12 protein-coding genes are annotated in these 14845 nt (G+C 48.1%); 4 read left to right on the top strand and 8 right to left on the bottom strand.

Features of this window, described 5'->3' with window-relative positions:
- The first annotated feature begins 543 nt into the window (after positions 1–543).
- The gene (locus ACKTSF_RS00995; RefSeq protein ID WP_407885780.1) at positions 544–2070 is read left to right on the top strand and encodes an ATP-binding protein; all 1527 of its coding nucleotides are present in this window, start codon (positions 544–546) and stop codon (positions 2068–2070) included.
- A gap of 255 nt (positions 2071–2325) precedes the next feature.
- Here the strand turns inward: ACKTSF_RS00995 and ACKTSF_RS00990 are convergent, their stop codons facing one another.
- A complete protein-coding gene (locus ACKTSF_RS00990) occupies positions 2326–2463 on the bottom strand; it encodes a hypothetical protein (RefSeq protein ID WP_407885778.1) in 138 nt (45 codons plus the stop codon).
- A gap of 144 nt (positions 2464–2607) precedes the next feature.
- Between ACKTSF_RS00990 and ACKTSF_RS00985 the strand changes: the two genes are divergently transcribed.
- Entirely contained in the window at positions 2608–4326 is a 1719-nt protein-coding gene (locus tag ACKTSF_RS00985) for an aryl-sulfate sulfotransferase (RefSeq protein WP_407885777.1), read from the top strand.
- Between the two features lie 146 nt (positions 4327–4472).
- On the opposite strand, the gene ACKTSF_RS00980 is transcribed toward ACKTSF_RS00985, so the two are convergent.
- The 3 genes from ACKTSF_RS00980 to ACKTSF_RS00970 all read right to left on the bottom strand — a co-directional run bounded on the left by ACKTSF_RS00980 (position 4473) and on the right by ACKTSF_RS00970 (position 6457).
- Positions 4473–5273, bottom strand: coding sequence for a chitosanase (locus ACKTSF_RS00980; protein WP_407885775.1), 801 nt, complete (start codon positions 5271–5273; stop codon positions 4473–4475).
- A 63-nt stretch (positions 5274–5336) separates the two neighbouring features.
- Positions 5337–6062 carry a hypothetical protein gene (locus ACKTSF_RS00975; RefSeq protein ID WP_407885773.1) on the bottom strand — a complete coding sequence of 242 codons (726 nt, stop codon included), beginning with the start codon at positions 6060–6062 and terminating at the stop codon, positions 5337–5339.
- Positions 6063–6238: 176 nt separating this feature from the next.
- On the bottom strand, positions 6239–6457 hold the full coding sequence (locus ACKTSF_RS00970) for a hypothetical protein (RefSeq protein ID WP_407885771.1): 219 nt from the start codon (positions 6455–6457) through the stop codon (positions 6239–6241).
- A gap of 180 nt (positions 6458–6637) precedes the next feature.
- On the opposite strand from ACKTSF_RS00970, the gene ACKTSF_RS00965 reads away from it, so the two are divergent.
- Both ACKTSF_RS00965 and ACKTSF_RS00960 read left to right on the top strand, forming a co-directional pair.
- Entirely contained in the window at positions 6638–7579 is a 942-nt protein-coding gene (locus ACKTSF_RS00965) for a nucleoside hydrolase (protein WP_407885769.1), read from the top strand.
- Positions 7580–7702: 123 nt separating this feature from the next.
- Entirely contained in the window at positions 7703–8641 is a 939-nt protein-coding gene (locus tag ACKTSF_RS00960; RefSeq protein ID WP_407885767.1) for a DMT family transporter, read from the top strand.
- A gap of 114 nt (positions 8642–8755) precedes the next feature.
- Here ACKTSF_RS00960 and ACKTSF_RS00955 read toward each other — a convergent pair whose 3' ends face one another.
- The 4 genes from ACKTSF_RS00955 to ACKTSF_RS00940 form a co-directional block, all read right to left on the bottom strand.
- Positions 8756–10387 carry an ABC-F family ATP-binding cassette domain-containing protein gene (locus ACKTSF_RS00955; protein ID WP_407885765.1) on the bottom strand — a complete coding sequence of 544 codons (1632 nt, stop codon included), beginning with the start codon at positions 10385–10387 and terminating at the stop codon, positions 8756–8758.
- 134 nt (positions 10388–10521) lie between these two features.
- A complete protein-coding gene (locus ACKTSF_RS00950) occupies positions 10522–11382 on the bottom strand; it encodes a helix-turn-helix domain-containing protein (RefSeq protein WP_407885763.1) in 861 nt (286 codons plus the stop codon).
- Between the two features lie 1204 nt (positions 11383–12586).
- Positions 12587–13792, bottom strand: a complete 1206-nt coding sequence (locus ACKTSF_RS00945) for an MFS transporter (RefSeq protein ID WP_407885761.1) — start codon at positions 13790–13792, stop codon at positions 12587–12589.
- A 115-nt stretch (positions 13793–13907) separates the two neighbouring features.
- A complete protein-coding gene (locus tag ACKTSF_RS00940) occupies positions 13908–14792 on the bottom strand; it encodes a LysR family transcriptional regulator (RefSeq protein WP_407885759.1) in 885 nt (294 codons plus the stop codon).
- Positions 14793–14845: the final 53 nt, after the last annotated feature.

The following is a 14845-nucleotide window of genomic DNA, read 5'->3' as shown; positions in this document are numbered from 1 at the left end:
CCTGTGATTGTTTCATTGTAACATAATTGTCACATTAGTTTTAGATTTAATGGCAAGAGCTTAGGTAAGACCAACCTCACCGACCGTATCGGAAATAGCCAATGGTTAAACAGTAACCACCCGATTGACTTCGGCTATCTGAACGCTAAGAATGGGACCGGAAGTAATGTTATTGAAGTGGCTGGCAATCAGCAGGTCTTTAACCTGCACATCAATAATATTCCAAACAAGGGTTACGTTTATCGGGCTTACCGGTCGGCACGAACTTAGCCCCCCAACACACATTAGGACAAATAAAGACTCGGTCGTTTTCCTTTTCTATTGCTTACTGAGAGGCTTGTTACAATTCAGCATCTCATTAAGCAACATATTCTAACCTCTTCAAGCTTGCCCCTATTGTAATTTGTACGGTATAATCCAAAATGTAAATTAAGAAAAGGGAAACTCTAACACCACATGTTTTTAATTTGGAAAAAAGAAACCCGTTGATGCGACTGGCTTTTAGCTGTTGATGCTTATTTGTGGAAAAAGAAATGGTGAAAAATGACAACTGAAGAATTATTAAATCTGGTACAGACTCACGATGAATCTGAAATATTAGACTTCAAAGAAAACGCCCTGCAACGAGCAGACGAAATCGGCGAGTATGTATCTGCTCTTGGAAACTCAGCGTTACTAACTAACAATCCAGCAGCATATCTCATTTGGGGCGTCAAAGACATGACTAAGGAAATTGTTGGTACACACTTCAATCCGTATTTAACAAAAGAATCTAGCAAAAGTAACCAACCGCTCATTAACAAAGTCGAAACTGCAACCGAGCCACGTCTGAACTTACAATGGCAGAAACTAATTGTAAATGAAAAGAATATCATTGTCCTTTCAATCGATGTTACTCACGTGAGCAGACCAATTAAGTACCTTGGGAAAGAATATATCCGAGTTGGCACATCAAATAGTCAACTGTCTAAATTCCCAGAAAAAGAAAGACGATTGTGGCAAGCGTTTGAATCATCAAAATTTGAATTAGAATTCGCACAAACGGATCTATCATTTGTGGATGTCCAAAACCTCCTAGATATTAATTATTACATTAGGAGACGAGAACTTTTTGATACTAATGTTGCCCAAACAATTGATGCGTTGGTCCAAGATAAAGTTATTGTTCAAAATGGCAACAGATTTAATATCACCAATCTAGGAGCCTATACTCTAGCTAAGAATATAAACGCCTTCCCACGACTACAAATGCGGACTATTCGAATAACACAATATTCTGGAAAGCAACCGTTAAGTAATGCTATTTTTGATATAAAGGGATCCCAAGGTATCGCCGTTGGCTTCGATGACTTGATTAAAAATATCATGGCTCATATTCCATATTCCGAAGATTATTCAAATGCTAGTAGACAAGATATTCCAATGTTTCCACAAATTGCTATTCGTGAGCTAGTCGCAAATGCGTTAGTCCATCAAGATTTTACGATAACAGGTAGTAGACCATTTGTAGAAATATTTGATTCTCGACTTGAAATTTCTAATCCCGGAATACCACTAATCGATCCCAAACGGTTCTTAGATTTTAAACCACGATCGAGAAATGATGAATTAGCTAATCTTTTGAGTAACCTTCATATTGTCGAATCCAGAGGAACAGGAATTGACAAAGTCGTTAACTCTCTCGAAGAAGCTGATTTACCAGCTATGAGCATTCGTGCTCAATCAGCGGAGTCTACAGTTGTAACGCTCCATGCAAAAAAAGCATTTGGAAAGATGAGTATAACAGAGAAAAATCAATCTATTTACTGGCATGCATGTCTGAAATACGTTGCAGACGAACAAATTAACAACACCTCTCTTCGTGAACGCTTTCGCTTGACAACAAGAGATAGTGCAGCAATATCTAAGGCAATTAATAATGCAATAAATGCAAAACTAATTAAGCCTTATGATCCGAATGCAGGAAAGAAGTTCGTCAAATATATTCCATTTTGGGGAATAGATGCGCTAGACAGAAAAAAATGTGGTCAACTGCTCACGTGTAATCGTCAGATTCTGATTCAATACTAATGTTCTGACTGTTAACTTATTTTGCGATCAAACCATTAATTGTAGATCAATACTAGTTTTTTTTACAAATCATTACACGTGATACCCACGGGGAACGACTGCCACAGCCTCATTGCTGGTAGTCGTTCCCCGTTTGTGTAACAAAAATGTTCTGCTAGCAGGAAAACAGTACAATTCTTTACCCCCTTACTAGCTTATCCGTCAAGCCGTCGACACTATCCATTTACCCTCTGTGACTCGTTGTGCCAGCCAGGACTAGTTATTCGTGATTTCTACTTCATTGGATTCCTTGGTAGCCGGATGCCCAAATTCAGCCTGCTTAAATACCAGCCGATACCACAACGAAATCCGATACGATTTGTGCTTAGTTCCCTGAACCATTTGAAGACTCACTGCCGGCCCGATGCCACCATTCACGCGATGTATAAACTAGTTTCGGTCTAAAATATTAACTTGCCTGCAACCCAAAAACCTTGCTACAATGGTTGGGAATACTACGATCGCTCTGCTAGTTTTTAGAAAAGGGAGTTACATACGATGAAGAAGTTTTGGAAAATCACGATTGGTGTCCTGCTGGCACTGATCGTGGTCGGCGGCGCCGCGGCCTACCATGAGCGCCACAATATTCGCCGCTACCTGTTGGTTCATCAACGTTACGCCAAGAAAGATATTTTGACGACCAACCAGATCAAGCTCAACATTCGGCCGGCACTCGCCACCACGAATACGACCAGTACCAACAAGCTAAGTAAGACCTACCGACAAGACTTGAAACAGGTCAAGACTGGATCCACCAACGCCAAGGTTATTGTGAATCCCTACAAGACCTCACCACTTGCCGGACTGATTCTGGTCAAGACCGAGGCAGCCACTAAGGTCACACTGACCGTTCATGGAGACACGCCCGCCACAACGATTACCAAGCCCCTCAAAGGTTACAAGACCCAACACGCGGTCGGCGTTCTCGGCCTCTACGCCGACCGAACCAATCGTGTCACGCTGACCTTTACCCGCAAGAATGGGACCACGACGCGGACGACCTACACCATGAAGACAGCTGCCGCCCCCAAAGAAATCGGAAAGAATACACTCAAGACTAGCAAGCCCAAACTGATGGCGTTAGGTCAAGGCAATACCAAGTTGACCTTCGCTGTCAGCAGTCTCGGCTACACCTACGGACTGGACGCCAAGGGGCAGATTCGCTGGTACTCGACCAAGCCAATTTCTCACGTGTTCAAGCAGCTAGCCGATAAGCACCTGCTAATCAATACCAAAGTGGTGGCTAGTAACGCCAAATCCAACGCGCTTCAGGAGACCGACTTTTACGGACGCGTTTACCATCAGTACAACCTAAACGGCCTCTTCCCGACCAAGGATGACCCGTCCAAGCTAGCTGATAACACTGTGATTCACCACGACGCCATTGAGTTGCCGAACCATAACTTTCTGTTGACGGTAGACGATGGGAGTAAGAAGTTTGTCGAGGATACCATGATCGAGGTTGATCGCAATACTGGGAAGATCAAAAAGATCATTGATCTCAAGCGCATTCTGCCCAAGTCGGCCTACGAAAATTACAACGGGACCCACCGTTCCGACGGCAAGATTGACTGGTTCCATCAAAATTCCATGACCTACAACCGCAAGAACGGCGAGCTCATCATTTCCGGGCGAAATCAGGACATGATACTGGCCATTAACTACAAGACCGCCAAGCTCAAGTGGATCCTGGCCGCACCGGAAAAGTTACCACAGCGTTATCACAAGTACCTGTTAACGCCAACAACCACCCATTACCGTTACAACGGCGGTCAGCACGCCGTTATGTTGATCAACACAGCTAAGAAGACCAGTCGTCAGATTGACTTGGAATTCTATGATAACAATGTGCCCGTCACTCGGGGCAAGACCAAGCAGTCCAAGCAGTGGTCGGCCGGTGAAATCGTCCACATCAATCAGCTGAAGAAGACCGTCACCAAGACCTGGAGTTTTGGTCGGACGTTGGGTAAACGTAACTTTACCAACATTGTCGGCAGTAGCTACGCCGTTGGTAAGGGCAACACCTTGATTGGCTTCGGCTATGCGGACAACGGAAAGCGCAGTGAGTTCGTGGAAGTTAACCGCAAGACCAACCAGATTGTCTTCGACGTCGATCGAACTGGCTTCGGTCATGGGGATTGGAGCTACCGGGCCCAGCGGATGACACTGTATCCAGGATCGGCTAACCTTAGCTTGCAGAATATTCAGACCAAATAAGTGTGACAGCCTGTTGTCTGCAATATTCTGAACTGATTTACCAGTAAACTCAGCAGCAAGTCAAATCAAAAGCACCCTTCCAATTTTAACCTTGGAAGGGTGCTTTTGCTAAATTAAGTCGCTTTAATTTAGATGTAGAGGTTCCGCTAGTTCAGATGATAGGCATCCCCATACATCCGCCAATGCAACGGCCGTTTAAGCTGATAGTTGCCAGCTTTGATCAGCTGTTGTTGAACCTTCAGCCGGGAGAGATCCTTGTGCGCCGTCTCTTGCCGCATGACTTGGGTGCGAACCTTCAGAAAGGCCCGCAGATACTGCGCCTGATCGCCGCCCTGTCGTGGTGTCTTGGCCAGCTTCAATGCTCGCCGCCGGATACCACCAAAGCTACTATTGTCATCCCCGGGACCATGAACCACGATGGCGTCGTAATAGATATACTGGCCTAAAGGACTGAGATTATCCTGTTTAGACGCGCGAAGTACCGGCCGCAGGTATTGCCGATTCAAAATTTCATCTTGCGCGCGCACCATCTTCGGCTCCTTAGCGGCATCACGCCAGGCCCGCACGAACTTTGGCCCTAAACCCGCGTGAGAGGCCGTGCCGTTTACACGCCGAAGTGCCGGTAAGTATTGTCTCAACCCATTATGATGTGGCTTCAACCGACAGTAACGCTGGACAACCTGCTTCAAGTCCCCCGTCGCTGAGGTGAAACCAATGATGCCAGCCGTATACCCCCGGCGATCGCCAATATCTTCGATGTAGCCATACTGCTGCCGATAATTTGTCGTCGAGTTCTCAGCACTAGCTACCAATGAAAAGGTCGTCGCGCGCAGTTGACCGGATTTGATGGTGTGTTTGGCTTGGTAACCAGTCTGTATCGTACAGCCACCGAGACTCACCACCCCCAACACCAGGCAAAATCCCCATAAAATTTTTCTGAATTTCATTCAACTATCTCCCCGATTCAAAGCTATCCCGTCTTTTCGTTTTCTGATAATGACACCCAGCGACTAGGAAACATTCTCCAGATAGGCCACATTCTTCTGAAGCGTTCGATACAGCTTCTTCGACTTCTTCGAATAATTAGCGTACGCTTTATAGTTTTTCAGAAACTTTTTACCTTGCCAGTATGTATTATCCATTTGCTTATTCAGCACCAGCAAATTCTTCCCCTGGTTACCGGCGAGATCAGCTTGATATTCCAGACTACTCCGATTGAAGGCCATATCGGCTCGCACTGCTGCGCTCCCCATTAACTGTTGCGCGGTTGACGTTGCCACCTTGTTGTATGGCGACATCCTCTTGATCGACCAAGTCTTCGTTTTGGAAGCAATCATATAAGTCTCATTCTGACTATTTTGGCTGACCAAATCTTGGTCGTATTTACCGCCGACATGCCCCCAAAGCGTTGACTTCCGCGACACGACCTTTTTGCCTTGGTAAACGACCAAGTCTACCTTAACAGCGTTGCCAGCCGGCTGTTCGCCCGCGATAAATTCATAGCGTTTGCCAGCCTGCTTCTTAGAAAACGCCGCGACATAAGTCTCACCATTCTTGGGAACCCGAAGCAGGGATAGCTTGAACCCCTGTGCCTTGAAAATCTTATTTGTCGCCGCGCAATCCTTGTGATCAATGACATTTTTTGTCTTCGCCTGAGCCGTTATCCCCGCACCCAAACTAACCAAGCCGAACACCATAACCGTTAACCCCAACTTCAAACCATCTTTTACCCGCAACCTAAACACTCCCCGAAACATCTTATTTAGTTAACCACATGATGGCATTAATCAATCCCCTATATAATCCGCCTTCAAATAATCCCTGTCAATGTTGAATTGCCAGTCAAGCCACGCAAAAAGGACCCAGAAATCTCTTCTGGATCCTCGCGGTCTTTCCAAGGCACTAATGTTCGCTAATTACTGCTAGAGCTGCTCTGAGTTGGCATGCCACTAGGTTTGCCTGACGGGCGACCTTTCATGCCCTTCGGTGCGTTTTTTAGCTGCGTTGTTTGTGCAGACTTGGCCTGCTGCTGGCCGAGCATGTAGCCCGTCCCGCCGCCACCGACGAATAAGATGAGGCCGGCAACGACCAAGGCTAGCCAGCGTTTGGGTCCTTTACGCGTTGATTGCATCTCGGAACCATCCTTTCTAAAAATAAACTGCGATCGCATAAGTAGCAGTATACGGGAGTTTTCTTAACTCTGGCTAAATCGTTCGGAGTCTATGGGTTGCTTTCCATTTAAAAAGTCGGTAATATATGAACTATGCTTTGGGATTAATTGATTAATATTCGGAAATGGGGAATGTGCCAAATGCATAATGTTTATTTTAACCACGACGGTGGCGTCGATGATTTAGTCTCACTACTACTCTTGCTGCAGATGCCAGATATTCATCTGACCGGAGTCAGCGTCATTGGCGCCGATTGCTACCTGGAACCCGCACTGGCTGCTAGCCGTAAGATTATTGACCGTTTCGGCCACGACATCCAACTCGATGTGGCCGCTTCCGATTCACGGGGCGTCAATCCTTTTCCCAAGGTGTGGCGACTCGATGCCTTTAGTCTCGACGCCCTACCCATCTTGAACGAAGCCGGGACGGTGACCACTCCCGTCGCCGCCAAACCTGCCCACCTCGATCTGATCGACAAGGTTCAGGCTGAGGATGGTCAGACCACGCTACTCATGACGGGGCCACTGACTGACCTTGCTCGCGCGCTGACCACCGACCCTAGTATTGTTGACAAAATTGATCAGCTTTACTGGATGGGTGGCACTTTCGATGGTCACGGAAACGTCGCGGAACCCGAGCAGGATGGCACGACCGAATGGAATGCCTTCTGGGATCCCGATGCCGTGAAGACCGTCTGGGACAGCCAGATTCCCATCCAAATGGTGGGCCTGGAAAGCACGCACCAGGTGCCACTGACCCCAGTTATCCGACAACACTGGGCTACCTTACGCCAACATCCAGCGATTGATTTCATCGGTCAAGGGTACGCGTTGGTGCCTGCCCTACAACACTTTGAGACCAACTCGACCTACTTTCTCTGGGACGTTCTGACCACGGTAGCCACCGAGACGCCGGCCATTGTCACCACAAAGGTCGTGACCAGCGATGTCCTCACAACTGGCCCTGGTCGTGGCCGTACATTTGAGACACCTGATGGTCGCCCCGTGACGTTGGTCACTCAGGTCGACCACGATGGCTTCTTTCAGCGGATCGACGAATTGGCCATCTTAGCCGATAAATAAGTTATACTAAGGGAAGTGGCAACGATGTCGCTTCCTTTTTCGATGATATAACGACGACACGTTCTACATAGAATATTGATCTCAGCGACTTAAAAAAATACATTGTACAAGGAGACAACGTTTATGCTTCCCATCACCATAGGTATTACTATCGGCATCATCGTATCCTTCCAGACCGCCGTCAATTCACGACTGCGGCGCTTTATTGGCTCACCCTATCAAGCTTCGTTCGTCTCATTTGCTATCGGGACCCTCTTCCTGGCGATCATCACGCTACTGGGTCATCAATCACTGCTGGTCTCCGGCACTCTATTGGCAACGCAACCCTGGTGGATCTGGATTGGTGGCCTGTTGGGTGTAATCTTTCTAACCACCAATATTCTCCTGTTTCCACACATTGGCGCCGTTCAAACGGCCATCATGCCAATTCTGGGACAGGTCATCATGGGGTCAGTCATCGACAATTTTGGCTGGTTCAACGCAACCAAGCAGCCCCTGACCCTCATCAAAGCTATCGGTCTTCTGCTCGCACTGGCCGGCATCATGATCACGGTAGCGCTGCCGGAAATTCTACAGCGGCGTCATCAGGTGCAACGGTCAACGACTGCTAGCAATTCCCTACTTTGGCGCTTGTTGGGAGTGCTGGCCGGGGCACTCGGCGCGACCCAAACGACCATCAATGGTCGACTTGGACTCGTCCTGAACTCGGCAGTTCACGCGGCCTTTATCTCATTTTTGATTGGGACGCTGGGACTACTGATCATCGTCCTCATCGCCAACCATGGACTAAAGGAAGTCCGCCGAGCAGCCGGACCGGGTAAGCCTTGGTGGCTGTGGATTGGTGGGGTGTTGGGTGCCATCTTCGTGCTGGGGAACGCCTATCTGGCCCCGATTATCGGTACTGGTCAAACCGTAGTCTTCGCCTTACTGGGACAAATTGCTGGAGGGCTTCTCGTCGATCAGTTTGGCTTGCTGGGCGCAAACCGTAAGCCGGTCGTTCCGGTGCAGCTGTTAGGACTGGCAACACTGATTGCTGGAGTTGTGATGATTCGCCTATTCTAATAAACTAGCTTAAAGTGACGATTCACTGGTAAATCACCATTGCGTCATCCTGCGAAGGTACACAAAAAGAGGCCGAAGAACTAATTCTTGGCCTCTTGCTTTAACGTTAAAATTTTATTTGTCAGCGTACAATGCGTTAACTTGGTCTTGAACCTGTTTGTGGCCCAAGAATTCATCGTAAGTCGTGTCGGCCCGATCCACAATGCCATTAGGGCTAACTTCAATGATTCGGTTAGCAATCGTCTGAATGAACTCGTGGTCATGGGACGTGAAGAGAATACTGCCGGTGAAACCAACCAGACTGTCGTTCAATGCCGTGATAGATTCCAGATCCAAGTGATTGGTTGGGTCGTCGAGTAGTAGCACGTTGGCCTTGCTCAACATCATCTTGGAAAGCATCGCCCGGACCTTTTCGCCCCCGGACATCACGTCGACTTCCCGGTTTACATCGTCACCAGAGAACAGCATCTTCCCAAGGAACCCCCGTAAGAAGGTGTTGTCGCTCTCTTCCTTGGACGCAAACTGTCGCAGCCAGTCAATAACCGTCAACTCATTGTTAGCAAAGTAGTCGTTGACGTTCTTAGGCAAGTAAGTTGTGCTGGTCGTTTGTCCCCAGGTCACAGTCCCGCTATCAGGTGCCATTTCACCAGCGATGATTTGCATCAAAATAGTAGTCGTTAAGTCATTGCGGCTGATGAATGCTGTCTTCTCATCGGGACGCAACGTGAAGTTGACGTCGTCGAGAATCGTTACGCCATCGATGGCCTTGGAAATGTGTTCCACGCGAACCAAGTCGTTTCCGAGTTCTCGTTCTGGAGTGAACTTAATGAACGGGTACTTTCGTGAAGAAGGCTTGATGTCATCTAACGTGATCTTTTCCAATTGCTTCTTCCGAGATGTCGCCTGTTTAGACTTCGAGGCATTGGCACTGAACCGCGCCACGAATTCTTGCAGTTGCTTGATCTGGTCAGCCTTCTTGGCGTTAGCGTTGGCCTTCAGTTGCGCAGCTAGCTCACTGGATTCCATCCAAAAATCGTAGTTTCCGACAAACAGCGTAATCTTGCCAAAGTCCACATCGCACATGTGGGTGCAGACTTGGTTCAGAAAATGCCGGTCATGGGAAACGACGATGACGGTGTTTTCGTAATCCGCCAGAAAGTTTTCCAACCAACTGATAGATTGAACATCCAACCCGTTGGTCGGTTCGTCTAAGAGTAAAACATCAGGATGACCGAACAGGGCTTGGCCAAGTAAGACCTTCACCTTTTGGGGTTCCGTTAATTCACGCATTTGAACCTGGTGGAGAGATTCATCGATGCCCAGGGCTTGCAGCATTTGGCTCGCTTCGGCTTCGGCTTCCCAACCACCCATTTCACCAAACTCACCTTCAAGTTCAGCGGCGCGAATCCCATCTGCATCGCTAAAATCGGCCTTCATGTAGATGGCGTTCTTTTCGGTCATGATATCGTAAAGCTTCTTGTGACCTTGAATCACTGTGTTCAAGACAATTTCATCTTCAAAGGCAAAGTGATCTTGGTTCAGGCTGGACATCCGTTCGTTAGGGCCCATGGAGACGGTCCCAGTCGTCGGCTTTAACTTGTTTTCGATAATCTTTAAGAAAGTGGACTTGCCGGCGCCGTTAGCGCCAATGACCCCGTAGCAATTCCCCGGGGTGAATTTGAGATTGACTTCGTCGTAGAGCTTCCGGTCGGAGAACTGCATACTGACATTATTGACGGTTAACATGAATGAACGATACCTCCTAGATTTTTGCGTAAAAAACCAACGTGTCAGTTAACGGCAACGTTGGTTTCCACTCATATTCGTTGTGTTATTTTGGCCTAGTCTACCATAAATATCGTTCACAAGCAACGGTTACGCTACGACCAAGCACGCTGAGCCGCATACCGCTCACGGTAAGACTTCGGTGTCATCAGAAAATGTTGTTTGAAGGTTACGAAGAAATTCTTTTCGGTCCGAAAGCCCGTCTTAGTGGCGATCGTTTGGATGGAATCATCCGAGGTCATCAAGAGTTCCGTAGCCCGTTCCAGCCTAATCTGTCCCAGATAAGCCTTTGGTGAGATACCCATATACTCTTTAAAATACCGAGAGAAATAAACACTGGAGTAATTTAACTTCGCCGCTAACTCAGCAATTGAGACAGGTTGCCCGTAGTTCTGTTGCAGCTCTCCTACGGCCTGTCGCAAAGGCTCTGGCAATGGCAATTGATCATTATCGACCTGCCCGTTGATCTTCAATTGTTTCAGGAGCTGTCCTACCAGCTGATATTCAGCACCCAGGCTTGCCAGGTAATCCGCCTGACTGTCACGCTCGTGAATGGCATTATCCACCAATACACCAACTGCCTGCCCGATGCCGCGATAGGCCGCATCGTGTAGATCCAGATCAACCGGCCCCCAGATTGGGAGCTGCTCATTATCGACCACGTTTCGTAACCAAGCTGCGGGCATCAACAACGTCATAATTTGGTTATTTTCATCCAACATCGTCTCGTAGCTGTGGACCACTTCAGAGTTAATCACGTAGACGTGCCCGGCGGCCATTTCAAAGCTGGAGCCCCCAATATGCACGGTCCCCGGTTGCCCACAATATGGGTAGGCCAATTCTACCGCTTGGTGCCAATGCGGCAATACCAATTTTGGGCCGCCGGTACCGTGACTAATGACGCGCAACGGCAATTGCATTGTAAAGTTTAAGCGTTCGTGATACGGCTGAGGCATGTTTGTTCCCCCATTTCTGCAAAATCTCATCCAACAAAGTAAACGGCTCCAATTTCATTACCCCCAAGTAGACCAATTGCAGCAAGTTATTTTGTACCGTAGTATACCACGTTAATCACCCAGATGGTTAAAATAAGTAACGCAATCATTAAATTATGGGATTATGCACTTACTAAATCCCCAGTACAATGTACTTGTATCATCCGATAGGGGCCAAACAGATTTACAAGAGTCGGGTTCCTATCACACAGCCATAGAAAACCTCGCGAAAGTTTGTCCGTCAGCGCCGATTCTCGCCGCTACTGGGGAGTGCCAGTGAGACCAGCTGCTAGTCGCACAAGAGCGCCTAGCCATCACCTTTCAGGATAATCACATCGACTGCTTTGGGGAGTGGGTCGATCAACCAACTACCGATGGTTTCTCTTGGGGAAGAGATCACCCACCGTACTGTGAAGAAACAGAATAGGCTTTGGCCATCAGAGGCTTTAGGGGGGCAGCTAGACCGAGTTGTTGGGTCTGGTTGTTTTTGTGTGTAAGAGAGTGGAGCAAGGCGCTTAGATTCTGAGCATTAGGGAAATAAGTGGCTTCTGTTCGGCCTCGCCGAGCAGGAGTCACTTATTTTTCTAAGCGGAAGAATCTGCCTTGCGGAACTCGTTTCAGAAGCCGCAAGTTTTCGGACATTCTGGCGAGAGCAAGTCTGACGAACTAAGATAAAGTAACCACTAACAACCTTCGCCGAGCAGGAGTCACTTAGCTTTCTAAGCGCAGGAACCTGCCTTGCGGAACTCGTTTCAATCAGAGCGTAAGTGAGGGCGGTTAGGCCCTGAGCATTAACGTCAATAAGTGCCAGCTTGGCGAAGCCGAGCCGGCGCTTATTGGGGTTAAGCGGAAGGGACTGCCCGAGGGAACGCGTTTCAGAAGCCGCAAGCTTCCGGATAGATCGGCGAGAGCAAGTCTGACGAACTAAGATAAAGTAACCACTAACAACCTGTGCCGGACAGGAGTACTTATTCTTGCTAAGCGCAGGGACCTGCCCAACTGAACACGTTTCAGAAACCACAATTTTCCCAAGTATGCCGGCGAGAGAAAGATAAACGCTCTAGACAAAAATAATCATTCACAACAAAAAGAGGCGTCCGAGAAGTTTTCATCTCGGACGCCTCATATTTATCTCAAAAATACGGACACGCTAGCTAATACCAAGCTACTCCTCCGTAGCTGACTGCAGTTGGTCCGGTCGCTTCAGCAGAAAGGCCATCAGGTAGGAAACAATCAGGAAGACCGACACCACCAGGTATGGGTAATGTGGATTCATATCGAGTAGCATCCCCGACATGATAGGTCCCACAATGTTTCCGACACTCGTCAGAGACATGTTCAACCCGTTGATCAACCCCTGATTGGACTCGCTCGCCTTGGTCAGCAACGTTGTGATGGCTGGCCGCAACAGGTCGAACGCTGAGAAGATGATCAGTGTAGCAATCATCACAGCAATCTTCCCGTGAGCCTGGGTAATCCATACTACGCAGATTGCAGCCAGGAAGAAGCAGACCCGGATAACTCGCCGTTCGCCCCACTTACTGACCAGGGTATCAAACATCGCAACTTGTAAGAATAATGATATTAATCCATTAAGCGTCAACACTAATGCGATATTGCTCAGGCTAAAGTGGAAGACTTCGTTGACGTAGATACTGTAGATACTTTCAAACCCTTGGAGACCAAAGGAAGAGACCAGAATCATGGTAAATAGGATAATGATTGGCACCGTCCAAAATTCCTTAGTCATTGGATGGGCTGCTGGCTTAGTAGCCATAGAGGTCGTCGCCTCCGCGTCCCGAATCTTACTGGTTTCGGCATCGCTTGGCAACAAGCTGATCAGAACGATTGCACTAATCAAGCCCAACGCACCAGCGGCCCAGAACGGTGTCTTGTAGCTGATTCCAGCTAAAATCCCACCAATACCAGGACCCAGGATCAGACCCCCACTAAAGGCAGCCGACAACCAGCCGATGACCCGTGCCCGTTGGCGTTTCGTCGTAATGTCGGCAGCTAAAGCCATCGCCGTCGGCACGACCATGGCTGCGGACAATCCACCGATAACCCGTGAAATATTGAAGGCCATCAACTGGTTGGTCAAGGCAAACAGCACTTCAGAAACCATGAACAGGAACAGTCCTGTCGTTAGGACTGGCTTCCGTCCGATTTTATCCGACAGCCGTCCGATCAAGGGTGATGCCACGAACTGCGCGAAGGCAAACAGGGCACTCATAATCCCCATATCCGTTGCGGTCAGATGCAATTGATTCTTCAGGAACGGCATGACTGGAATCACTAAACTAATTCCCAAACACACTAAAAATTCACTAAACACTAAAATAAAAATGGCCCGTCTCGTTTTCTTCGTCACGATGGCTCACCCCTTCTCGCTAATTTTTACAGCATTGAGATAAATATATCAATATTTAGGGGTGTTTGTCTAATCATCTGCTCATTTTCTCAGAAAATTTTAGTTATTTAGCAACTTATTTCTTTTTAAGGGCAGCTGCCCATCGGCGATAATTGTCCGCAAAATAGCTATCACGAGGATAGACCAAATCCAAATCATGTCGCAATTGCCCGGCCTGAAGGGGTAGGACTGCCAATTTCTTTGTTTGTAAAGCTTCAGCAACCACAGAGCGGTAGACGAAGCTGATGCCACTCCCACGCAATAAGATTTCACGAATCGCAGTCGGGTTATTCACCGTTACCAACTGGGGGAATTCCGCAAAGGTCACATTGGCCGCGTGTGCTAAATTTTCCAAAATTTCACGACTGCCGGACCCTTCCTCCCGCACAATTAAGGGATAGGCGGTCAGGTCTGCCCAACTCACCGCTGCCCGTTTCGCCAACGGATGGTCAGCGGCCACCACCCCGACAAAGGGTTCTTGTCGCACCACCTCATAGCCATAGCGCTGTTTGTCAAAATTCCCTTCAATCAAGGCAAAATCACTATCCCCGGATTCAATCGCCGCCAAAGCCGCGTGAGTATTGGTCACCCGGCAATTAATTTCATGATAGCGCTGGGCCTGCAATAGACCAATCAGTTGTGGGGCCAAGAATTCACTGATCGATAATGTCGTGCTAAAGGTAACCTGCCGCGCCTTCTGTGGATGCTGGAGGGTCGCCACCACCGTATCTGCCTGCACCTGAACCCGCTGGACAAAGGCGGCGAGTTCCAAACCGGCTGGCGTAATCGTCAGTTTGGGTCGTTCGTAGTGGACGAGTTCCACACCCAATTCCGCCTCCAAACTCTTAATTTGTTGGGAAACCGCTGGCTGACTGATATATAGCTGATGGGCCGTTTGCGTATACGATTTAGTCGTGGCTAACACGAGAAACGTCTGATACCGGTGGTCAAGCATAGTCATAGCTCCTTTTCATAAGTAATGCTTATATCATTATTATTCATTCCAATTTTATC

Origin of the sequence: Levilactobacillus muriae, assembly GCF_045862015.1 — a bacterium.
GTDB lineage: Bacteria > Bacillota > Bacilli > Lactobacillales > Lactobacillaceae > Levilactobacillus > Levilactobacillus muriae.
Note: the sequence above shows the minus strand (reverse complement) of the source record. Positions and strands in the feature narration are given on the sequence as shown.

Coding starts and splice junctions, on each gene's coding strand:
- ACKTSF_RS00995 (WP_407885780.1), top strand. CDS start 544: ATGACAACTGAAGAATTATTAAATCTGGTACAGACTCACGATGAATCT.
- ACKTSF_RS00985 (WP_407885777.1), top strand. CDS start 2,608: ATGAAGAAGTTTTGGAAAATCACGATTGGTGTCCTGCTGGCACTGATC.
- ACKTSF_RS00980 (WP_407885775.1), bottom strand. CDS start 5,273: ATGAAATTCAGAAAAATTTTATGGGGATTTTGCCTGGTGTTGGGGGTG.
- ACKTSF_RS00970 (WP_407885771.1), bottom strand. CDS start 6,457: ATGCAATCAACGCGTAAAGGACCCAAACGCTGGCTAGCCTTGGTCGTT.
- ACKTSF_RS00965 (WP_407885769.1), top strand. CDS start 6,638: ATGCATAATGTTTATTTTAACCACGACGGTGGCGTCGATGATTTAGTC.
- ACKTSF_RS00960 (WP_407885767.1), top strand. CDS start 7,703: ATGCTTCCCATCACCATAGGTATTACTATCGGCATCATCGTATCCTTC.
- ACKTSF_RS00955 (WP_407885765.1), bottom strand. CDS start 10,387: ATGTTAACCGTCAATAATGTCAGTATGCAGTTCTCCGACCGGAAGCTC.
- ACKTSF_RS00950 (WP_407885763.1), bottom strand. CDS start 11,382: ATGCCTCAGCCGTATCACGAACGCTTAAACTTTACAATGCAATTGCCG.
- ACKTSF_RS00940 (WP_407885759.1), bottom strand. CDS start 14,792: ATGACTATGCTTGACCACCGGTATCAGACGTTTCTCGTGTTAGCCACG.